This window comes from Demequina sp., assembly GCF_016278775.1.
Classification (GTDB): domain Bacteria; phylum Actinomycetota; class Actinomycetes; order Actinomycetales; family Demequinaceae; genus Demequina.
The window spans coordinates 60,675-83,122 of the sequence record NZ_JADQBF010000070.1 but is presented as its reverse complement, the minus strand read 5'-3'; the positions used below and the strand labels follow the sequence as shown (position 1 = coordinate 83,122).

The window sequence follows — 22,448 nt, the reverse complement described above, 5'->3', positions numbered from 1 at the left end:
GTCACGGCGGGTGCGCTTCCCACGGGGGTCACGCTCGACTCGTCCTCGGGAGCGCTCGGCGGCGCGGCGACCTCGACCGGATCCTTCTCCTTCGAGGTCACCGCTACCAACACGTACGGTGGAGCCTCGGCAACGTTTACCGGCGACATCGAGTCGATTCCCACGATCGCCACGAGTGCTCTGGGCACCCTGCGCTGGAGCACGCCCTACGACGCCATGCTGTCCGCAAGCGCGGTTCCTACGGAGACGTGGTCGGTCACCGGAGGATCGCTGCCTGCGGGGCTGACGCTCGAGGCCAGCGGTCGACTGCACGGGACGCCCACCACGGTGGCGGCATACTCGGTCGACATCACCGCGACCAACACGCACGGTGCGGACACCGTCACGTACGCGGGCAACGTAGTGCCGATCCCGGCCACGGCGCCCGCGATCGGAACCGTCACGGCGGACAACGGTGCGCTCACACTGCAGTTCACTCCACCCGCGACGAGTGGCGGTAGCCCCGTCACCGGTTATGAGTACACGGTGAACGGCGGGGGTACATGGCTTTCAGGGCCGGTCGGTGTCACGACCAGCCCGATCACCATCGCGGGGCTCGCCAACGGAACGCCGTACTCGGTCAGCCTGCGGGCCGTGACCGCAGCGGGCGGGGGCTCGGCCTCGAATTCTGCTACGGGAACTCCCCGCACAGTCCCCGACGCACCGACCGCGCTCAGCGCCGTCCCAGGGGAGAGGCAAGTGACCGTGTCCTTCTTGGCGCCCCCGTTCGACGGCGGTCGGGTGGTGGACAAGTATCGGGTGACCTCTACGCCCGGTGGCGTGCAGACCGAATGCAGTTCCCCATGCACTCTCACCGGACTCACCGTGGGCCAGACGTACACGTTCACGGTGCAGGCACACAACGAGGCCGGATGGTCGGCGGCGTCCAGCGAGGCATCCGCCACTCCGGGACAATCACCGGGCGTGCCCACGGGCGTGCCGACGCTCATGATCCTGGGGGCCTCGCCCTCCGCGACCGTGACCGCAGCGGGATATCCGACACCCACCTTTGCCGTCACGGCCGGGGTGCTGCCAACCGGCGTCACACTGGACTCCACCACGGGCGTGCTCGCAGGGATGCCGACGACGACAGGGGTTTACGTGTTCGAGGTGACCGCGACAAACCTGCACGGGACGGCATCAATGACCGTCATGGGTAGCGTCGAGTCGGTGCCCACGATTTCGACAACCTCGCTGGGGACCCTGCAATGGAGCGTCGCCTATGACACGACCCTGGCCGCCAGCGCAGTACCCACGGCCACCTGGTCCGTGACCGATGGGGCACTCCCCGCTGGCCTGACTCTCGAGGTCGACGGCCAGGTGCACGGCACCCCCACCACGGTCGGGGCCTACGCAGTTGAGATCACGGCAACCAACGCGCACGGCACTGATGTGGCGACCTACTCGGGAACGGTGGACGCGATCCCCGCGACCGCTCCCGTCGTCACGGCAGTGACACCGGATGATGCGTCCCTCGTGCTTGAGTTCACCGCACCAGGCTCGACGGGCGGCGCGGTGGTGACGGGATACCAGTACTCCCTCGACGTGGGCACCTCATGGCTGGCCGGCCCGTTCGGCGTGGCGTCGAGCCCGCTGACCATCACCGGCCTGGTGAACGGCACGACCTACTCGGTCGTGCTCCGCGCGGTGACCTCAGCTGGTCCGGGCGCGGCTTCAGGCGCCGCCGACGGCACGCCGCGCACCATCGCCTCGGCGCCGACGGTCGACTCCGTCACTGCGGGCGACCACAGCATCGTCGTGGCCTTCACACCGCCAGCAGACGACGGTGGTAGCGCGATTGTGGGCTACCGGTATTCCGTGGACGGTGGGTCGACATGGAGCAGTTCCATCGTGGCGACCACCACCTCTCCCCTGACAGTCTTCGGCCTCGAGAATGGTCAGGCCTACTCCGTGGCGCTGCGCGCGGTCTCTGCAGCGGGCGACGGAGTCGCCTCATCCGCGACGTGGGGAACTCCCGTCTCAGCGCCCGTGGCGATGCCGGGGCAGAGCGCACCTCCTGAACTGGACCCTGGCGTCGGCGACGGCTCTCTCGATGGCCAGAGGGTGACCGTGACGAGTGGAGCGGCGGGAGCAGGTTGGAAGGTCTCCACGCCCTCCGTCTCGCTGACGCTTGAGGCGTATGACTCGAGCGCGCGGCTCGTGACTGGCGGGGGTGGCGAGGCGTACTTCGAGGGCTACGTGGGCGGCTACGTCTTGGTGAGTGGCGAAGGCTTCAAGCCGGGTTCAACGGTCGAGGTGTGGATCTTCTCGACCCCCATGAAACTTGGTGCGTTGACGGTGGCGAGCGACGGAACCTTCAGCGGCATGGTGAAGCTTCCAGCATCGTTGGGCGTCGGCGCTCACACAGTGCAGGTCAACGGCGTCACCGCTGGCGGGCACACCGCGTCCACCTCTCTTGGTGTGCGACTCGGAGCCGAGCCGAGTGGTCTCGCGGTCACAGGCGGGACAGTCGGTGGGGCGCTGGCCGCGCAACTACTCTTCGCTGGCATGGCGTTGGTGATCGTGGGCAGGCGGCGCCGAGAGGTCTAGGGTGCGGCTACGCTAGCTCGGCCGATGCCCAGGAGGGTGCGAAGGACCTGCTGGCGTCACCGCTCGCTTACGCGCTCGCGGTGCCCGCGCGCGGATGCTCGCTCACGCGTAGCGTGAAGCCATGGGACGTGGTCGAAGGCGACGCACACCAGTCGTGGCTACGCTCGCGGCGCTGGTGGGGACGGCTTGTGCGGCGCCGCCGCCACACGAGCAGGCGCCCGGCTCCGTGCACCTGGCACCGTCGAGCTTTCCTTCACAGGTGGCAAGGGCCTCGTCCGTTTGGTATGAAGCGGGCGGACCCGCAGTGGGTGGCTGCCAACTCTTCCCTGCCGACAACCCGTGGAACACGCGTGTGGACTCGTTGCCGGTGCATGCGCGTTCCGCAGACTGGGTCGCGAGCATCGGCGCGAGCGGACACGTCCATCCCGACTTCGGCACCTTCTGGCTTGGCGACCCGATAGGGATTCCGTTTACGACGGTGGGCGCTGGGCAAACGAAGGTGCCGGTGAGCTTCGACTATGCGGACGAGTCCGACCCTGGCCCGTACCCGATTCCAACGAACGCCCCGATCGAAGGTGGTGCCTCGTCGTCAGGCGACCGTCACGTCATCGTGGTCGACACGTCGGACTGCACGCTCTACGAGATGTGGTCGGCCTATCCCGTGGGAGGCGGCGCGGCCTGGGAGGCGGGTTCTGGCGCCGTCTTCGACCTCTCGTCAAACGCTTTGCGCCCAGCGGGGTGGACCTCGGCTGATGCCGCGGGCCTCCCCGTTCTCGCGGGTCTTGTCCGGTATGACGAGGTGCAGGCGGGCGTCATCCCCCATGCGCTCCGCTTCACAGTGTCGCGCTCGCAGCGCGGTTACATTGCCCCGGCCACCCACTTTGCGAGCTCGTCCACCGACCAGACGAGGCCGCCGATGGGAGCGCGGTTCAGGCTCAAGGCGTCGTACGACTGTTCGTCGATGTCTACGGAGGCGGGCGTCGTCTGCACGGCGCTCAAAGAGTTCGGAATGATCGTGGCCGACAACGGCTCGAATTGGTACATCTCAGGCGAGCATGACGCGCGCTGGGACGACGACGCTCTCGGCGACCTGAAAGCCATCCCCGGCTCCGCCTTCGAGGCCGTCCAGACGGGGCCGATCACCACGGGCTAGCGCGGATTGCTAGCCAGAGTGTGCGCCAGACAACTGCTGTCGGACGGCCACGAGGGCGTCGAACGTGGTGCGGTTGAAGTCGGCGCCCAACTGGTTCGGAATCGTCACCAGCACCGTGTCCGCCGACATCACCGCGTCGTCGTCGCGAAGTTCGCGCACGATCTTGTCCACGTCGCCCACGTAGGACTTGCCGAAGGTGCTGAGCGAGTTGTCGATCTCTCCCACCTGGTCGCGGTTCGCGCCCATCGTGTCGCGCTCGAGCAGCGGGCCAAAGTAGGTGCGGGTGGCGTCGTCGATGATCGGCATGATCGACCGCGACACGCTCACGCGCGGCTCGCCAGCGTGACCGGCCTCGCGCCACGACTCCCTGAAGGCCTCGAGCTGCCTGCCCTGGACCACGCCAAGGGGCTCGCCGGTGGCCTCGAGCACCAGGGTCGAGGACATGAGGTGCATCCCCAGTGCGCCCACCCGCCGCGCGGACTCCGTATTGCCCGCGCCGTACCAGATGCGGTCGCTCAGCCCAGGGGACTGGGGCGTGATGGGCAGCATCTGGCCTCGCATGGCGTGCGCCTGCGGGCCCGGTTCCGCGATGCCGACGCCGGAGATGGCCTCCCGAAAGCGCGCGATGCGGTCGGTGGCGTCCTGGGCTGGCGTCGTCCCCGCTGGCAGCGGATAGCCGAAGCTCGCGGGACCATCGAGAGGTGCCTCCGGCGAGCCGCGCGAGACGCCAAGCTGGAGCCGCCCACCAGCGATGAGGTCGGCTGTCGCGGCGGCCTCCGCCATGTACAACGGGTTCTCGTAGCGCATGTTGATCACGCCGGTGCCAAGCTCCACGCGCGACGTGCGCGCACCCATCGCCGCGAGCATCGGGAAGGGGGAGGACATGTTCTGGTCGTAGTGGTGGATGCGGATCCACGCGCCGTCCATCCCCGCGTCCTCCGCGGCCTCTGCCAGCGCGATCGTGTCGTGCATCAGGTCCGCCGGTGTCCGCACCTTCGAGCCTGGTGCCTTGGAGTACCACCCAAACGACAGGAAGCCGATGTTCTTCACGGCCGCATCCTTCCACACCACTCGTTGACACGTCATCATCCGGATGAAGAACCGGACCGCAAGACCCACTATTCCCCTGGAGGCGGCGATACGCTCGGCTCATGATCTCGGTGCAGTCAGTGCGCATGGACGACTCGCGGGCTGTCGCGCTGTGGCAAGAACTCGACGCCGAACTGGAGCATCGCTACGGCGAGCCCGAGATCCAGTCGCCCGTCAGGCCAGACGGGGTGATCCTGGTGCTCTTGGCGCTCACGGAGGCGGGGGAGCCCGTCGGCACCACCTTGCTGCGGTGGTCCGGCCACCACCCTGACAGCCCGGGAACCGTCGAGATCAAGAGACTGTACGTGCGTCCGGAGCACCGCGGCCACGGCCACGCCAGGGTGATGATGGGCGCGATCGAACGCGCGGCCTTCCGCGTGGGTGCCACCCGGCTTGTGTTGGAGACCGGCGAGGCCCAGCCAGAGGCGGTCGCCCTGTATGCAGGCATCGGCTATGCACGCATTCCCCCGTACGGCACCTACGCCGACGATCCGCGATCGATCTGTATGGCCAAGGCGCTGCCCACGCGGCTGCTCGTGGTCAATGGCGCCGTGGGCGCTGGCAAGACGGCCACGGCGTGTGCCATCACTGACGTGCTGGGCGACGCGGGCGTGCGGGTCGCCTTCATCGACGCCGACGCCCTGTGCCAGGCCAGGCCAGAGCCGTCGAACGACCCCTACCAACAACACTTGCTGTTGCTGGGACTCGCTGCCCTCGCGCCGATCTATCGCGCACGCGGCTACGGGTGCATCGTGGTGGCCAGAGTGGTCGAGGATCCGGACGACCGCGACCGCTATGCGCGCGCCTTCGCGAGCCGGGCGGGGCCGGCGCAGGTCTCCGTGGTGCGGGTGACGGCCACAGAGGAGACTCGGACGGAACGCATCACCGCGCGAGAGCCGGCCGGTCGCTGGCGAGAGTTCGGGCTCGAGCGCTCCAGGGAACTGGACGAGATTCTGGAGAGCCTCGACCTCGACGACGGCGTGGTCGCCACCGACTCGGTGGCGCGAGAAGACGTGGCGCGGCAGGTGCTTGATGAGGCAGGCTGGTGGATCCCTGGCTCCGAGACGCTAGCTCAGTAGCGCCCGTTCCCACACGTCAGAGTGATCGCGAATCCATTGCGCGTCGGCCTTCCACACCGTCCCGATGCCCCTGTCCCACAGGTCGGTCCACGGCGAAACGCCGGTGGCGCGCATCTTGTCCAGGTACTCGTACATGCGTTGAGACCGCATCGCGAGTAGCGGCACCAACTGCTTGCGATGCGCGTCGTCCAGGCCGTAGCCGTCCACCAAGCCCCGCAGCCGCCGCGACGCGTGTGCCAGGTCGGCGTCGGCCTGGTACAGGGGGGTGAAGGCGTGCGCGGCGTACGCCAAATCCCACAGCCGCGTGCCGGGGCCAGCGGCGTCCCAATCGATTGCGACCAGGGTGCCGTCGGCGCGCACCACGATGTTCGACGGAGCGATGTCGTGGTGCACGATGAGGTCTCCGCCTGGCGGAGGCAGCCCGTCGAACCACAGCGCGTAGTCAGGCGGCTCGAAGCTCTCGAGGGCGTCGTGCATGTCGCTCATGAAGCGGCCGATGCGCGCCGGGTCCAGCACTGCCTCCGGCGCCTTGGGGTGGTCGGCTCTGGTGCCTGGCACGAACTCGACGAGGTGGCGTCCCTTGTCGTCCCAACCGAAGGACCTGGGTGCACCGGTGAAGCCCGCGTCCTCGAGGTGGAGCAACAGCGCGTGGATGGCCCCCGTGTACGGATCCGGGGCGATGATGCGCACGTCACGGTGGCCGATGCGCTCTGGCCCCCGCGCGGCCTCGCGCTGGGCGTTGCGCGCCGCCTTCGTGGCCTCGCGAGCCGTGCGTTCACCCTCCTCGCGCTCGGCACGCCGCTGCCTGCGCGTGGGGCCGAGGTCCACGGCGGGAGGTGGCGAGGGCGCAGCGGGCGGTAGCGGGGGCGTGGCGGGAGGTCGTGGAGGCGCGGCATTCGGAGCGCGAAAGTACGCTGCCGTGGACTCGGTGCGTGCGGGCTGCCGTTCTGGCGCACGTTGACCGTAGGGCGTCGGCACATGGGGTCCCGGCACGTGGGTGTCGGGACTCGCCGGGGCCGGTTGCGCCGCCGCGGCCCTGGGAACGGCCGGGTCCGCGGCAGTGGCGACCGTAGCAGCCGAGACTGCGGCAGTTGCCTGAGCCGCAAGAACGGCGTCCGCGCGGACCGTGCGTTCGGCTCGGGTGGGGGCGACGGCCCTGCCCGTCCACGCGGCGTTGGGAGGCCACGTGGGCTCCAGGATCCTCGGCACTGGGCGTGGCCGCGGGTGCCTGAGGAAGCGATCGACCGACCACTCCCACCCGTCGAGGCTGTCCAAGAGTCGCGCCTCTGAGTCGTCCTGGCCCACCGCGTGAATCACCAACTGGCCACGCCAGCCAGACTCCAGCAGCGCATGCGTCACCCAGCGGTCCCTGCTGCCTGCCCCAAAGGGAAGGATGACGCGGCCGCTCAACTCGGCCCCGGCGTCGGCGCCGCTCAGCATGAATGCCACCAAGTGCTCTTCCATCGTCTTGATGTGGTGGTCGAGGTCAGCGATCAGGTGGTGCGCGTGCTGAAGCCTGAAGCCAATCCCCACGTTGCCTAGCCCGCGGCGTGCGAGCTCCTGCACCACACCCACGAGCGTGCGCGGCTCCCCTGCCCATCCACCGTGGTTGGTCAGCACCACACACATGCCGTGACCCCTGGCCAGGCGAGCGAGCCCCGCGAGGTGGTCGGCGGCGCGGTTCACCTCCGCCTGATGAGCTTGGTTGGACAGGGGCACCTGGGCGCCCGCCTGGCCGAACCCAATCTGGGTCCACAGATCAGGGGCGTAGCCCCGGCGCGCGGCTTCAGTGATGAGGGTCTTGATCGCCATAGGGACGACGCCGAATCGGCTGGCGTAGTCGGGCTCTTCGAACGCGGGCATGGGCAGCGGAGTCCACATGCCCGACAGCGCCACCTGGTGACGGCGTAGCGCGTCGAGTTCGGCATCGAAGGCACCAAGGTGTTCTTCGCGCCAGTCCCACACGATTCTGCGGATGCCGATGCGCCGCAGCATCCGGGCGCGTTCGTCGGGGCCGCGGCGCAAGGCGTCATGAGCGACCAAGTGGCTCGCGGCCATCTGGTCGCGTTGGCACCAGCCTGGAATCGCGGCCTGGGACGGGGGGACAACGCGCGGCGGCAGTGTCACTCCGAGACCCCCTCACCTCGTACGTGTGAGAATCACGATAGACCGGGATTTCGTTGCCGTACAGAGGGAGCGAGCCCCGGGGAAAGAATCCGGATTGTGCGGTGACGCGCCGTTTCGCCGTGTCTTACTCCGCCAGCGCGAACTCGACGGCTGCTTGGGCGTGCACCGCGAGGGCGTCGAAGTAGGGCACGTCGACGTCGTCTGCCGTCATGACCATCGGGATCTCGGTGCAGCCTGCAATGACGCCTTGGGCTCCGCGCGCGAGGATGTCGGTGGTGACGCGGCGTGCCAGATTGCGGCCCTCCTGGCTGACGATGCCGCGCGCAAGCTCGGTGTAGACGAGGTCGTGGATCGCCTGCAAGTCGGGCTCGTCCGGCACCATCGTGGTGATGCCGTGTTGCGCCATGCGATCTCGGTAGAACGGCATGCGCATGGTGAAGCCTGTCCCCAGCAGGGCGACGGTGTCGAGGCCAGACGCGCGGATGGCCTTCGCCGTCTCGTCGACCATGTGAATCACGGGCACACTTACCGCGTCCTCGACCGCGGGTGCGACAACGTGCATGGTGTTGGCGCAAATGAGCACGGCCTCCGCCCCACCTGAGACGAGCCATTGCGCGTCCGCGGCGAATCGGCGGCCCAACCCGTCCCAGTCGCCCGCCGCCTGGAGATCCGCGATCTCGCCGAAGTTGTAGTGGCGGATCGTGAGATCGGCCGTCTGACCAGGGAGGGCATCGGCGACGCCCTCGTGAATGAGACGCTCGTACTCAAGGGTGGAATGCCATGTGATGCCGCCGAGCAGGCCGATCTTGCGGGGTGAGGTGCGCATGGCACCAGGCTAGGCCGGGGTGCAGGTGCCTGCGGGGCGAGGGTGGCACCGTGTCCGCCGAAACCGCTCGGCAAGGGTTCCAGCGCGCTGGAACGTTGACGTAGACTGGGACGATGCGCATCGGCGAATTGGCCCAGCAGACGGGCCTCACCACCAAGACCATCCGGCACTACGAGCAGATCGGGCTCATGAGCGAGCCCGAGCGGCACACCAACGGGTACCGCGACTACCAAGACGACGCCGTGGAGCGCCTGCGGTTCATTCGCGACGCCCAGGCCGCCGGACTCACGCTCGCAGAGGCGGGCGAAATCATCGGCATGAAGGCCGCAGGAGAGTCCACGTGCGGCCACACCCGCGAGCTCTTGGCGCGCCACCTGGCGGACGTCGATGCACAAATCGACCGCTTGCTGGCCACCCGCAACGAGCTTCGCGCGATGGCCGAACGAGCCGCCGCCATGGATCCCGCTCACTGCAACGACCCTGGCCGCTGCCAGGTCATCGGCGCCTCTGCGGCCCAGGCGGGCTCGCGGCCCAGGCCCGCCCCGCACCAGCGACTTCTCCCGCTCGCCTGAGTCTCGGGGTACCCACGGGGGCCCGTCAGACGACGGACTTGACCTTCCAGTCCAGGGGAAGGTTTAGCGTGGGTCTCACGCCCCGGTTCACATCGCCGGCACGCAGAGAGGAACGCTTCGTCATGACCACTGCCCACGAGATCCCCAGCATCGACGTCACCGTCGAGGGAATGACATGCGAAGGCTGCGCCAGCAAGGTTCGTTCGGCACTGTCCGCCACCGATGGCGTCGTAGACGCCGACATCGACGTGGCAAGCGGACGGGTCACCGTCCATCCCGACGGATCCGTGGACCGGGGCTCACTCGAATTTGCGATCGACGGGGCCGTGCACGACGCCGGCTACCGCGTCGTGGCCTGACTCCACCCCTTCCGTCAACCCCTGACGCCTTTCCCCTGGAGCAACCATGACCGCAACCGACTCGCAACCGCAGACCATCAATCTGGCTGTGGGGGGCATGACGTGCGCGGGATGCGCCTCCACCATTCAGCACAGCCTCGCCCTGCTCCCCGGCGTCGAGGTCGCCGACGTCAATGTCGCCACGCGCCGCGCCACGGTCAACGCGGCAGGCGGGATCGATCCTGAAGAGCTCGAGGACATGATGAGGGCCGCCATCACGGGGCTCGGCTACCAGGTGCTCACCCCGGCCAAGGGCGACGCCGCGGGCGCGGACGCGGAGTCCATGTCGCTTGCCGACGAGCACGCCGCCCACCGCAGCGCCGATGCGGCGCGCATCGCCGACTATCGACGACGCTTCATCGTGGGTGCGGTTCTTTCGGTGCCCACCGTGCTGATCTCGATGATTCCCGCGTGGCAATTTGCAGGCTGGGAATGGCTGGTGGCGGTGCTCGCCACCCCCGTGGTCTTCTACAGCGGCTGGCAGTTCCACCGCTCCACGCTCATGTCCGCACGCCACCGCGCCACCACCATGGACACGCTCGTCACCGTCGGCTCCATCGCCGCGTGGACGTGGTCCATGGTGGTGCTGTTGCGCGGCACAGGCCACGTGTACTTCGAGACGGCCGCGGTGATCGTCTCCCTCATCGTGTTGGGCAAGTGGCTCGAGGTGCGTTCCACCGCCCACGCTGGCGACGCGATTCGCGCCCTGAGCGCGCGCCAAAGCGCCACGGCCACGCTGGAAGACGGCACCGTCATCGCGCGAGACGACCTTGGCATCGGCATGCGCTTTGTGGTGCGTCCTGGCGAGACCATCGCGACCGACGGCGTGGTGGTCGAGGGTGAGGCCGCCGTGGACGCGTCGCTCGTGACGGGAGAATCGGCCCCCGTGGCCGCGCGGCCGGGCACAGAGGTGGTGGGCGGCACCGTCGCGGCCGACGGCTCTCTCACCGTCGAGGCCACTCGCGTGGGCGCGGAGACGATGCTGGCACAGATCGCGCGCATGGTGGACGAGGCGCAGTCCGGAAAGGCCCACATCCAGAGACTTGTCGACCGGATTGCCGCCGTATTCGTGCCCATCGTGATGGGCCTGTCCATGGCGACGCTGGTGGGCTGGCTGCTCGCGACGGGTGACGTTGACAGGGCCTTCACCGCCGCCGTGGCCGTGCTGATCATCTCCTGCCCGTGCGCGCTCGGCCTCGCCACGCCACTCGCCATCATGGTGGGAGTGGGCCGCGGCGCCCAGCTGGGCATCCTGATCCGCGGACCGCAAGTGCTCGAGGACACCCGCGAGCTGCACACGGTGGTGCTCGACAAGACGGGCACCGTGACCGAGGGCCGCATGGCCCTGTTGGCGGAGCACGCGCCCGGCCTCGATGCCGATCAGGCCGCCCGACTGTTCGACGCCGCCGCCTCCGTTGAGGCGCGTTCGGAGCACCCGATCGCCAAGGCCATCGCCGACGCTCACGAGCGCACGCTGCTCATCAAGGGCTTCAGGTCCTCGCCAGGGCGCGGCGTCACGGCCACGGTGCGTGGCCTCGAACTTCCAGCCGACGACGCCGACGAGGGCGCGATGACGGATGTCACCGTCGGCTCCCGTCGCCTCTTCGATGTGTTGCCAGCGACCGTGGCCGCGTGGGCCGATGCGCAGGAGGAGTCCGGCGCCACCGTCGTGTTCGTCGGCCGGGCCGCGCCTCTCGCTGGGGGCCTTCTTGGCGGGGCGGACGACGCTCTTCCCACACGGGAGCCGATTACTGCGGAAGGCGCCATTGCGGTGCGCGACACGGTCAAGGCGTCGTCCCGCGAAGCGATCGACGGTCTCAAGGCTCTCGGCCTAGAAGTGGTACTGCTCACGGGCGACAACGAGCGCTCCGCCCGCGCCGTGGGCGAGGAGGTCGGCATCGACCGCGTCATCGCGGAGGTGCTCCCTGCTGACAAGTCCGACGTGGTGGTGGGCCTGCAGAAGGGCGGACGACGCGTGGTCATGGTGGGCGACGGCGTCAATGATTCTCCGGCACTCGCCCAGGCGGACGTGGGCATCGCGATCGGCACGGGCGCCGACGTGGCGCGCGAGGCTTCGGACCTCACGCTCGTCAACGGCGACCTGCGCGGCGTGGCCAGCGCTATCCGTCTGGCCCGCAAGACGCTCGGCACGATTCGCGGCAACCTGTTCTGGGCGTTCGCCTACAACGTGTTGGCCATTCCACTTGCGGCTGCGGGGATTCTCAACCCCATGATCGCCGCGGGCGCCATGGGCACGTCGAGCCTGTTCGTGGTGGGTAACTCGCTGCGCCTGCGCCGCTTCGACGCACGCGTCTAGACGGCACTCCTTCAGACGGCGGCGAGCGCGCGCTCGAGGTCCTCTCGCAAGTCCTCGACGTCTTCGAGGCCGATGCTGAGTCGCACGGTCGCGTCACACATGCCGACGGCGGCACGGCCATCGGCGCCCAGCTTGCGGTGCGTCGTGGTGGCCGGATGCGTGGCGATCGACTTGGCGTCGCCCAGGTTGTTGGAGATGTCGATCACCTGCAGCGCATCCATGAACCGGAACGCAGCGGCCTTCGCCTCAGGTCCGTGCGGGTCGACGCCGTCAGGCAACGCGATGTCGATCGTGACGAGAGTGCCGCCCAGCGTCATTTGCGATGCTGCCCGCTCGTACTGCGGGTGGGACGGCAGCAGCGGATAGCGGGCCGTCGCAACCTTGGGATGGGAGTCCAACCAGGCCGCCAGGTCCATCGCCGACGCGGCCTGTGCCTTGACGCGGATTGACAGGGTTTCGAGGGACTTGGCGAGCACCCAGGCCGTGAAGGGGCTCATGGTGGCGCCCATCGTCCGCACCATGGTCCGCACGGGTCCGTTGATGTACTCGTCGGTGCCCAAGACAGCGCCGCCAAGAACCCGGCCCTGCCCGTCGATGTGCTTGGTCGCCGAATACACCACCGCGTCGGCGCCCAACTCGAGCGGCTTCTGGCCGATCGGCGTGGCAAACACGTTGTCCACCACGAACAGCGCGCCAGCCTTCTTGGCGAGCGCGGCCACAAAGGGGATGTCGATGACGTCCTGCATCGGGTTGGTGGGGGACTCGACGTAGATCGCGTCTGCCGGGGTGGCGAGCGCCCGCTCCCAATCGGCGTTCACGTGGCCGTCCACGTAGTCGACCTGGATTCCCCACTCGGTGAAGTAGTCGTTGAACACCGTGATCGAGGAGCCGAACAGCGCGCGCGCCGCCACGAGGCGCGAGCCTTGGCGAAGGATCGACGCAAGGGAGACGAACACCGCGGCCATGCCCGTAGACGTGGCAAAGCACGCGTCGGCGCCCTCGATGAGCGCCAGCCGCTCCTGGAACGTCGTCACCGTCGGGTTGCCGTAGCGGCTGTACTGGTAGCGATCGATCTCGCCCGCGAAAGCGGCCTCGGCGTTCGCGGCGGTGGGGTAGACGTAGCCCTGGGTCATGAAGATCGGCTCGGACATCTCGTCGAACGGCGTGCGGTGCACGCCGCCGCGGACGGCGAGAGTGTCGGGGCGCAAACCGGCGGAGGGGGTCGGGGGCACGGCGGAGGACGCGTCGTCTGTCATGCCCACAGGGTAGCGGCGACGCCTCGGGTTCGGGTTGCGGTGCGGCCGAGCGTGCGGCTTCGCGCGACCGCCCACCGGGCCCCAGGGGGAAGGGGGGAATCCACCAGGGCCCGGCGTCGGCTAGCGGCGGGACACCACCTGAACGGTGACTCCCGCTTCGCTGGTCACTGGCGCATCGGGAGTTCCGGAAATCCGGATCACATGCGCCGTGCCGTCGGGCTGGACCACCGGCATAGTCAGGTCCAGCTCTTTGTCCGCGCCGTAGAGGCGCACGGTCAGGCCGTCGAGGTAGTCGTAGTCGGGGCGGTCGGCGTGGGCACCGATGCCGATGGCGGCTCCCTCGCGTACGTACACGGGGAGCGTCTCGAAGCCGTGAGTCTCGGTGAGCCAGTTGCCGCCTGGCACAGTCTCCCCTGTCCAGATGTTGGTCCACGTGCCGTGAGGGAGGTAGAACTGCACCTCGCCCGACGCGGACATGACTGGAGCGACCAGCAGCTCGCCCCCCAGCATGTACTGGCGGTCGAGGTACGCGACGGACGGGTCATCTGGGAACTCGAAGAACATCGGCCTGGCAACGGAGACGCCCTTGGCCGCAGCGTCGGCGCTTGCCGCGTACAAGTACGGCATCAGGGTGTTCTTGAACTGCGTGAACTTCGCGGTGATCGCCACAGCCTCCTCGTCGAAGGCCCACGGCACCCTGTAACTGTCGGAGCCGTGGAGGCGAGAGTGAGACGACAGGAGCCCGAACGCCGCCCAACGCTTGAAGACGGCGGGGTCAGGCGTTCCTTCGAAGCCGCCGATGTCGTGGCTCCAGTAGCCGAAGCCGGACGACGCGAGGGACAGGCCGCCGCGCAATGTTTCCGCCATCGAGGGGAACGACGACGTGTTGTCGCCGCCCCAGTGGACGGGGAACTGTTGGCCACCCGCAGTGGAGGAGCGGGCGAAGACGACCGCGTCGCGCTCGCCGCGTTCTTCGACGAGCAACTCGAAGACCGCCTTGTTGTAGAGCTGTGCGTAGAGGTTGTGCATCACCATCGGGTCGGTGCCGTCGTGCCACACCACGTCCGTGGGGATGCGCTCGCCAAAGTCAGTCTTGAGCGCGTCGACGCCTTGGCTGAGAAGTGCCCTGAGCTTGTCTTGGAACCAGCGCACAGCGTCGGGGTTGGTGAAGTCCACGAGCCCCATGCCGGCCACCCACCAGTCCCACTGGAACACGGAGCCGTCTGCGCGCTTGACCAGGTAGCCCTTCTGCTTGCCCTCGGCGAACAGGGCCGAACGCTGGGCGATGTACGGGTTGATCCATGCGGAGATGTGCAGGTCCCGTTCCGTGTGGAGGCGGTGCAGCATGCCCTTGGGGTCGGGGAACACCCGGGCGTCCCATTCGAGGTCGGTCCAGTTGAACTCGCGCATCCAGAAGCAGTCAAAGTGGAAGACGCTCAAGGGGATGCCCCGGTCCCGCATCTCGTCGACGAAGGAGTTGACGGTGCCCTCGTCGTAGTCGGTGGTGAATGAGGTGGACAGCCACAGGCCGTAGCTCCATGCGGGCACCTCTGCAGGCCTGCCGGTGAGGGCCGTGTAGCGGTCAATCACGTCCTTGGGGGTCGGGCCGTCGATCACGAAGTACTCGAGTGCCTCGCCGGCCGTGGAGAACTGGACGCGCTCCACTGATTCGGAGCCGACCTCGAAAGACACGTGCTCGGGCTGGTTCACGAACACGCCATAGCCGTCGCTTGAGAGGTAGAACGGGATCGACTTGTACGCCTGCTCCGAACTGGTGCCGCCGTCGGCGTTCCACGACTCGACCGTCTGGCCATTCTTCACGAGCGGGCCAAAGCGTTCGCCCAGGCCGTAAATGAGCTCGCCGACGCCGAGGTCGAGTTGCTCGTGCACGTACGTGCGGGCCGGGGCCAGACCGGTGGTGGTCACCCCGGCCACGCCGGCGGGGTCGGTGGCGACGGGCGCGCCATCCGCCAGCGTCACGTAGCCCTGGGCCTTGTGGCCGGAACCCGTGAGGCGGGTGTCGCCGTGCCAGAAAGACAGGTCCCACGGGGCGCCGCGCTTGATGACGGCGCGCAGACCTCCGGCGGTGACCACGCCCTCCTCATCGGTGATGGCGAGGGAGCCGGCCGCGCGCTGCTCGTTGACCTCGAAGCGCCGCGGCGCCTTCACGCCCGTGTGGTGTTCGATGCGCACCTTGATCACGCCGTCGGCGACGGGAGTGAGCGTGGTGGTGAGCACGGGCAAGTTGAGCACGTTGCCGCGCGTCTGGATGCGCTTGGCTGGCGCCGTGACGACGATGCTGTCGCCATCGGCCGTGACGTCGTACGCCTCTTGCGCGTAGGCGGCCGTGACTCCAGGTCGCAACTGCCAAAATCCGTCGGTGAACTTCATGGCTTACTTCACTGCTCCTGCGGTAATTCCCCTGGTCAGCGTTCGCTGGAAGATGAGGAAGAAGATGATGGTGGGAATGATGCTGATGAGAGTTCCTGCGACCAGCGTGGTGGTATCCGTCTGACGCTCGCCGTTGAGTTGCTCGAGCACGAGCGGCACCGTGAGGGAGTCGTCAGTGTTGAGGAACGCCAACGGCAGCAGGAATTCGTTCCAGGTCCAGATGAAGAAGAACACCATGAGTACAGACAGTGTTGGCTTCAGGATGGGCACGATGATCGAGCGCAACGACCGGAAGCGCGAGGCGCCGTCTACAGCGGCTGCCTCGAGGATCTCCTTGGGGAACGTGCCCAGCAGGCTCGAGAGCAGGTACGTCCCGAAGGCCGACTGGATGACGGTGAACGTGATGATCACCGACCATGGGTTCGACAGCAGCCCCAGGTCGTCGTACAGCTTGAAGAGCGGGTCGAACAGCATTTCCTGCGGAACCAGGTTGGCCATGAGGAACACCAGGATGAGCCAGGTGCGACCCTTCACGCGGCCGATGCCGATGGCAAAGGCGTTCAGCACGGACAAGACGACGGCGAGGATGGCCACCATGCCGGAGATGAACACGGAGTTCCACAGCGCGCGTGGGAAGTTGTTGCCGCTCCAGAACGCCTTGATGCCGTCGAAGCTGAGCGCCTCAGGCAGTTCGAGCGGGTTGGAGTTCGCGTAGTCGACTGGCGACTTGAAAGCGTTGATGAGCAGCAGCAGCATCGGGAACACGACGATGAGCGCGCCGAGGGCGATGAGCACCAGAACGATCCACTCACTGGGGGTGCGGCCGCGCTTCTTGTGCTTGGTTCCCGCTGGGCGGTGCTTGCTGCCTGGCGGACTCAGGCGGGTGGCGGGTGCGGTCGTCATGACACTCACGCATCCTTTCGTTCGGCGCGGTGCTGCGCCTTGATGAAGATCACGGACACGATGAGCACCACGATCGTGATGGACGACGCGATGGCAGCCGCGTAACCCTTGTCGGTGCCCCTGATGAACTCTTGGTAGGCGTAGAACGACGGCACGTAGGTGGATTTCGACGGGCCGCCCATGGTCAGGATGAATACGGGGGCGAAGACCTTGAGCGCCGCGATGGTGGTGGTGAGGGCAACCACAAACACCTCTGGCCGAATCATCGGCAGGGTGATCGCGCGGAAGCGTTGGAACCAGTTGGCGCCGTCGAGCTCGGAGGCCTCATACAGTTCGGGCTCTACGCGCTGCAGCGCCGCCATGAAGATCACCACGGGGTAGCCGATCTGAATCCAGATCATCAGCACCATCGTGGACGTGATCGCGGTGCTGTACTGGCCTCCCAGCCAGTTGACCGCGACCTCGTTCCCGGTGAGGAAGCTGAGGAATTGGTTGAGAACGCCGTCACTGTTGGGCTTCAAGATCCAGCTGAACATCACGCCGGCGACCGCGATCGGGAGGATCTGCGGCAAATAGAAGGTGGCGCGAAGGAAGCTGGAGAGCTTGCCTCCGAAGCGCCTGCCGACCACGTCGAAGAGCGCGGCCGCGACCACCAGCCCCAGCAGCGTCGGCACGATCACCATGGCCACAATCACCAAGAAGATGTTCTGGAACGACTGCAGGTACTCCGAGTCCTGGAAGAGTGCGATCCAGTTGTCGAAGCCAGCAAACTCCTCTTCTGCGCGGCCTCCGCGCCAGTGGAAGAAGCTGAGGCGCAGGTTACGGATGATCGGATAGAAGATCACCACGCCCACGAGGATGGCGCCAGGGATGAAGTACAGCCAGTAGCCGAGCCTGCCTCCGCCGCGCTGGGGAATGCGGGGGGCGTCATGGGCGTGCACCTGCTTGCGAGGGGTGCGAGTCAAAGATGGCATGAGGGGTCCGTCTCCGGCGGGGGCCCGGGTCGGTGAGACCCGGACCCCCGCACCTGAAGGGATGGTGTGACTATCGAACCGTCGAGACGTAGCTCTCGTAGTAGTTCTCGAGCTCAGACTGCGCCTGCTCCGGGGAGAAGGTGCCGTTCACGAGACCCTGCATCACGCCGTTGAGGTCGCCGTAGAAGCTAGGCGTCGGCCAGTCGGGGTAGAACGACAGACCATCGCGGTCGTTGACCTCATTGAACAGCTCGATCAGAGCCTGAGCATCGGCGTCCTGAACGTCGGCCGTGTTGGCCGCAACCGGCAGGCCGCCGGACTCGCCCATCAGCGCCTGCACCTCGGGGCTCATCGTGATGTCGATGAAGATCTCCGCCAGCTCTGGCTGCTCGGACTCGACGGGGACAACCCAGATGTTGCCGCCTGAACCGGGGGTGAGGGTGGTGCCTGGCCAGTTGGTGATGCCCACCGTGAAGTCGGTGACGTCCGACAGCATGCGTCCGTACCACCAGGAACCCGAATAGAACATCGGGACCTCTCCGTTGATGTACTGCAGGCCGGCGTCTTCCGCCGTCATGCCGGAGACGTCCGAGCTGATGTATCCCTTGCTGACCCACTCGTCGAGCGTTTCGGTCGCGTAGGAGATCTCCTCACCCTGCCAGTTCACTTCCTCCGTGTAGAGCTGGTAGGCGTCGACGAAGCTACGGTCGGCCTGGCTCAGCGCGAGCTGGTACCACAGCTGTCCCATGGGGTACTCCTGAGCCGACGTCGTCAGCGGCGTGATGCCGGCGTCGACGAAGGTCTGCATGGCTGCCTCGAGCTCGGCCTCCGAGGTCGGAACCTCGACGCCGTACTCCTCGAACATCTCCACGTTGTAGTACATGAAGACGAACTCGCCGTAGTTGGGGACGCCGTAGAAGCTACCCGAACCCATGACTCCGTCTTCGTTGTACTTGGCGATGGTGTCGATGCCCGCGCCGAGCTTGTCGGCCCAGCCGTACTTCTCGTAGGCATCGTCCAGGTTCTGGATGACGCCAATGGCGGCGAGCTGACCGGCGGTGCCGTTGCCCTTGTTGTACTCGGACACGTCGGGCGCGTCTGAGGAGTCGAAGAGCTGCTCCGCCGAGGCGTTGAGGTCCTCGAATGCGGTGACCTGCAGGTCGACGGTGGCGCCGGTCTGCTCTTCGAAGATCTCGATGGCCCGGTTCCAGGCGATGCCCATCGCGGAGTCGTCGCCCTCGTAGTGCAAGACCTTGAGGGTCTCGCCGGAGAAGTCGGCTTCGCCGTCGCCTCCGGTGGGTGCCGTGGTCTCGTCAGCGTCGCCAGACGAGCACGCCGCGAGTGAGAGTGCACCGACGGCGACGAGCGCCGCCAAAGTGCGATTCCTGTACTTCATGGGATTCCTACCTCCTTGTAGTGGCCCTGGGGCCGGTGGGGGGTGCAGACCTAAGCAATCGAAGCGCTTCGATAACGCCGACGATTCCACGACGATGCTGTGGGAGAGACATCATCTGGCCTGCAGGGGTGAAGCAACGGGCGCAGGTGCGACCGAGCCTTGGGATTGATAGATCGGGGTGACAAGGGTGACGCCCCGAGCGGGAGCCTTCCCCTCGAGGAGGTCGACCAGAATGTCGACAGCAACGGGGCACGTGAGCCGTGGATCCAGGGGCAGAGTGTCAAAGGGCAGCGGCGTGCGCGCCATGATGGGCGTCATGCCGGCGGCGATGACGGAGACGTCTCGGGGGACCGTCAGCCCGCGGGCGCCAAGGGCCGCCGCCAGCGACTGAGCCACCGGGTTGGCCGTGTTCAGCACCACGCCCGTCATGCCGGGCAACCGAGCGAGCAAATCGTCGAGCGCAGGCGCGGCGTCGTCCGTCTCTGGGTACGTGACCGCGAAGTCGATCCCGCAAGACTGGGCATAACGTTCAAACTCGTGGACCACTCGCAGGGGGTAGTTGGACTCGCGCTCGAGCGTCTCTGGGTGTTGGCTGATGAGGCCGACGCTGCGGTGACCGGCCTCGACGAGTGCGTCGATGGATTGCCGGATGGCGGCCTCGAAGTCGAGGTCGACACACACCAGCCCTTCCGTGTCCTCCGGCACGCCGATGAAGACGACGGGGCAACTGAGCTTGCGAGCCAAGGCCGCGCGCTCGTCGTGCGCTGCCACGTCCAGCACGATGATGCCGTCGGCGAGTGCAGTGGCGGCCGAGCGACGCATTCCCTGTTGGGCATCGTCGTGGACGAGCAGCAGGGTGTCGTAGTCGTGGTCGCGCGCCGCGATGGTGACCTCCATGGCGAAGGCCATGTGAGCGGAGGGGTCGGTGTCGGGGTGCAAGGGAGCCGTGACGGCGATGACTTCGGAGCGATTTGCGGCGAGGGCGCGGGCGGAGGCACGGGGCGCATAGTCGAGTGCCACGCACGCCGCCTCGATCCTGGCGCGGGTGTCCGCGCTGACCTTGCGCTTGCCCGACAGGGCATAGGACACCGTCGAGATCGCCACGCCCGCTTGGCGGGCGACGTCGTCGATCGTTGCCATAACCTGACCCCATCGTCATTGTGTGGCGCATGTCAGGCACCCGGTGAGGCGGTGCCCGTCGAAGCGCTTCGATTCGGCTTGGGTCGAGACTAGAACGTCGCGCCGCGTGAAAGCAACACGGTTGCCGAATCGTTATCAAACTGGCTTTTCACGGCCGCGGCGCGTGCTCTGGGGGCGCTTGGTGAAACGCCCTGCTACGTGGCTATCCGCCGCCTCACGCCTGGTGTGCCAGCGCGCCAACTAGCCCTGACGCCACGGAAGCCCGGAGGCCTTCCAGCCCTGGACTCCCCGGTGACCTTCTACGTCGGCGCCGCCCTCGAAGCCGTCCAAGATGTTGTACGCGGGCCCCAACCCGGCGGCCGTGGCGACGGTTGCCGCGCCAATGCTGCGATGGCCGGAACGACACAGAAAGAGCACAGGCGCGCCCGTCCCTGGCCCGATCCCCGCGTCGGCGAGTTGGTCAAGGAAGCGCTCATTACGCGCGCCGTCTGGGTAGTTGATCCACTCAACAAAGACGGGCTCGCGGCCCGTCTCAGAGGTATCGGGAACGCCCACGAACCGCCACTCGGCCTCGGTACGCACATCCACGAGCACCGCCGCTGGATTGTCCAGCAGCATCTCCCAGGCCTGCTCGGGTGAGATGTCGCCCTCGTACTCGGCCATGAGCCCTCCTCCGCATTGAGTGTCGAACACAGTCTAGGGAGGAGGGCCCGTCGCGGCTAGGAAGGCGCCGGAGCAACGACGTGGGGGCGGGCCGTGCGGCGAGCGGCTAGCGGGGGTCGAGCACCTGGCCCACGAACAGCACCGCGCCCGTGTCGGTGTCGCGAATCACGTATAGGAACGGCTGATCGGCACGGATCTCCACCTCGGGCGGCGCGGGCATGCTGGTGGTGCCCGCCACAATGGCGGTCGCCGCGGCGGCCTCGGTGCCCGCCTCGTCCACGATCACCTTGGTGGCGTGCACCGCGGCGCTCACGTACATGTCGGGCGCGATGCCGTCCAGGCCGACCACGCCAAACAGGTCCGCGATGCCCAGCTCGCCCTCCATGACAGCGCGTAGGTCCGTGCTGGACTCGGCGGTGAAGCGAGGCATCGCGAGCGTGTAGCCCGTGCCGGTGGGCGCGGAGTCGATCTGGTCCAGCGTGTCCTGGCCCAGCCCCGCGCGCACGTCCTCGAACGCACCGTCCTCGGGGACCACCACCACCATCTCCAGCTCGTCATAGGCATAGGGCAGCACCACCGACACGAAGTCCTCGCCCTCGTAGACCGTGCCGTAGCGCACACCGCTGTGCATCATCGGCACGTCGACAGTGGAGCCGTCGGCCAACGTGAACGGTTCGTCGGAGGTCGCAGACTCCTCGAACTGGTCGGCCCACTCCGCCTTCATATACAGGGCGTTGACGAGCGCGAGCCGCGACTGATCGTCGAAGATCTCCGGTGTCACGAGCTTCGGGATGAGGCCCTCGGTGCGCTTGTCCACCCAGCCGTTGATCGCGTCGGCCGCCTCGTCGGGCTTGGTGCTCATGGGCGTGACCTGGGCGCCCGCGCCAAAGTACGTCGCCAGCTGGTCCCGATACTCCTGCTTGGGCTCGAAGCCGCCGTCCAGGAACATGCGGTTCGCAATACGGACGGCGGCGTGGTCGGGTTCGTCCTCACCGGGCGCGGGGTAGTCGTCGGGCTCCGACGACGCGCGCTGGTCGAGCGCGTTGAACGCGCTGAGGAGATCCTGGCCCTCTACGGGCCACGAGAAGGCCTCTTCTAGTGCGCCTACGACCGGCTCGGTCGCGCCCGCATTGAGCATCCCAAACGCGGTGCCGATGCTGAGCGGAGACACGGCGGTGTTCTCGCCCTCCTCGGCTGCCGCCCTGAAGACTGCGAAGCCGGCGTCGTTCAGTGCGCGGGCCAGGTCCTGGGCGTGAGGGGAGTCCGGTGCGGGGCGTTCCACGTCGGGATCGGGCGAGCTGGTTTCCGATGTGCCGGGCGAGGCGCACGCGGCGAGCGTGAGTGCGGACGCGGCCACGAGGGCCATGGCCGTGCGAATGCGAGTGGTCATAGGGATCCCTTCCGACACTACGACGCTTGGGATGCCCCGTCTCGTTGGGTCTCCGGCGGTCGGCGCCGGTTCTGTGAGCGCTGCAGAGTCCGAAACCATCGAGCCCATCGCCGCTCTCATACAAGGTAGAGACGGTGTGGACTTGGCGACATCGACTGGACAAGCGCTACGCCCCTGGGTCTCAA

The 22,448-nt window shown here is 67.4% G+C and carries 17 protein-coding genes; 6 read left to right on the top strand and 11 right to left on the bottom strand.

What is annotated here, in order from left to right:
- Positions 1-2,589 (top strand): fibronectin type III domain-containing protein (locus QZZ33_RS08450; protein ID WP_291379376.1); only part of this gene is annotated, 2,589 nt, incomplete at its 5' end.
- A 154-nt stretch (positions 2,590-2,743) separates the two neighbouring features.
- A complete protein-coding gene (locus QZZ33_RS08445) occupies positions 2,744-3,742 on the top strand; it encodes a hypothetical protein (RefSeq protein ID WP_291379375.1) in 999 nt (332 codons plus the stop codon).
- Positions 3,743-3,751: 9 nt separating this feature from the next.
- Here QZZ33_RS08445 and QZZ33_RS08440 read toward each other — a convergent pair whose 3' ends face one another.
- Positions 3,752-4,792 carry an LLM class flavin-dependent oxidoreductase gene (locus QZZ33_RS08440; RefSeq protein ID WP_291379374.1) on the bottom strand — a complete coding sequence of 347 codons (1,041 nt, stop codon included), beginning with the start codon at positions 4,790-4,792 and terminating at the stop codon, positions 3,752-3,754.
- A 101-nt stretch (positions 4,793-4,893) separates the two neighbouring features.
- On the opposite strand from QZZ33_RS08440, the gene QZZ33_RS08435 reads away from it, so the two are divergent.
- Positions 4,894-5,910, top strand: coding sequence for a GNAT family N-acetyltransferase (locus QZZ33_RS08435; protein ID WP_291379373.1), 1,017 nt, complete (start codon positions 4,894-4,896; stop codon positions 5,908-5,910).
- Here QZZ33_RS08435 and QZZ33_RS08430 read toward each other — a convergent pair.
- Complete coding sequence (locus QZZ33_RS08430) at positions 5,899-7,968, bottom strand: phosphotransferase (RefSeq protein ID WP_291379371.1); 2,070 nt, start codon at positions 7,966-7,968, stop codon at positions 5,899-5,901. The two genes, QZZ33_RS08435 and QZZ33_RS08430, sit on opposite strands and share 12 nt — an antisense overlap.
- Before the next feature lie 193 nt (positions 7,969-8,161).
- Positions 8,162-8,863, bottom strand: a complete 702-nt coding sequence (locus QZZ33_RS08425; RefSeq protein WP_291379370.1) for an amino acid racemase — start codon at positions 8,861-8,863, stop codon at positions 8,162-8,164.
- Between the two features lie 113 nt (positions 8,864-8,976).
- Here QZZ33_RS08425 and QZZ33_RS08420 point away from each other — a divergent pair, with 113 nt between their 5' ends.
- The 3 genes from QZZ33_RS08420 (at position 8,977) to QZZ33_RS08410 (ending at position 12,150) form a co-directional block, all read left to right on the top strand.
- The gene (locus QZZ33_RS08420) at positions 8,977-9,435 is read left to right on the top strand and encodes a heavy metal-responsive transcriptional regulator (protein WP_291379368.1); all 459 of its coding nucleotides are present in this window, start codon (positions 8,977-8,979) and stop codon (positions 9,433-9,435) included.
- A 122-nt stretch (positions 9,436-9,557) separates the two neighbouring features.
- Complete coding sequence (locus QZZ33_RS08415; RefSeq protein WP_291379366.1) at positions 9,558-9,794, top strand: heavy metal-associated domain-containing protein; 237 nt, start codon at positions 9,558-9,560, stop codon at positions 9,792-9,794.
- Between the two features lie 46 nt (positions 9,795-9,840).
- The gene (locus QZZ33_RS08410; protein ID WP_291379364.1) at positions 9,841-12,150 is read left to right on the top strand and encodes a heavy metal translocating P-type ATPase; all 2,310 of its coding nucleotides are present in this window, start codon (positions 9,841-9,843) and stop codon (positions 12,148-12,150) included.
- An 11-nt stretch (positions 12,151-12,161) separates the two neighbouring features.
- Here QZZ33_RS08410 and QZZ33_RS08405 read toward each other — a convergent pair whose 3' ends face one another.
- The 8 genes from QZZ33_RS08405 to QZZ33_RS08370 all read right to left on the bottom strand — a co-directional run bounded on the left by QZZ33_RS08405 (position 12,162) and on the right by QZZ33_RS08370 (position 22,263).
- Positions 12,162-13,406 carry an O-succinylhomoserine sulfhydrylase gene (locus QZZ33_RS08405; protein WP_291379362.1) on the bottom strand — a complete coding sequence of 415 codons (1,245 nt, stop codon included), beginning with the start codon at positions 13,404-13,406 and terminating at the stop codon, positions 12,162-12,164.
- Between the two features lie 120 nt (positions 13,407-13,526).
- Positions 13,527-15,797, bottom strand: coding sequence for an alpha-xylosidase (gene yicI / locus QZZ33_RS08400; protein ID WP_291379361.1), 2,271 nt, complete (start codon positions 15,795-15,797; stop codon positions 13,527-13,529).
- A gap of 3 nt (positions 15,798-15,800) precedes the next feature.
- The gene (locus QZZ33_RS08395; RefSeq protein WP_291379360.1) at positions 15,801-16,700 is read right to left on the bottom strand and encodes a carbohydrate ABC transporter permease; all 900 of its coding nucleotides are present in this window, start codon (positions 16,698-16,700) and stop codon (positions 15,801-15,803) included.
- A 5-nt stretch (positions 16,701-16,705) separates the two neighbouring features.
- Positions 16,706-17,674 (bottom strand): sugar ABC transporter permease, encoded by a 969-nt coding sequence (locus QZZ33_RS08390; RefSeq protein ID WP_291379358.1) that lies wholly within the window; start codon positions 17,672-17,674, stop codon positions 16,706-16,708.
- 70 nt (positions 17,675-17,744) lie between these two features.
- Entirely contained in the window at positions 17,745-19,070 is a 1,326-nt protein-coding gene (locus QZZ33_RS08385; protein ID WP_291379357.1) for an extracellular solute-binding protein, read from the bottom strand.
- 111 nt (positions 19,071-19,181) lie between these two features.
- On the bottom strand, positions 19,182-20,210 hold the full coding sequence (locus tag QZZ33_RS08380; protein ID WP_291379355.1) for a LacI family DNA-binding transcriptional regulator: 1,029 nt from the start codon (positions 20,208-20,210) through the stop codon (positions 19,182-19,184).
- Between the two features lie 240 nt (positions 20,211-20,450).
- Entirely contained in the window at positions 20,451-20,873 is a 423-nt protein-coding gene (locus QZZ33_RS08375) for a rhodanese-like domain-containing protein (RefSeq protein WP_291379353.1), read from the bottom strand.
- A gap of 106 nt (positions 20,874-20,979) precedes the next feature.
- A complete protein-coding gene (locus tag QZZ33_RS08370) occupies positions 20,980-22,263 on the bottom strand; it encodes a serpin family protein (protein WP_291379352.1) in 1,284 nt (427 codons plus the stop codon).
- Between the last annotated feature and the right edge of the window lie 185 nt (positions 22,264-22,448).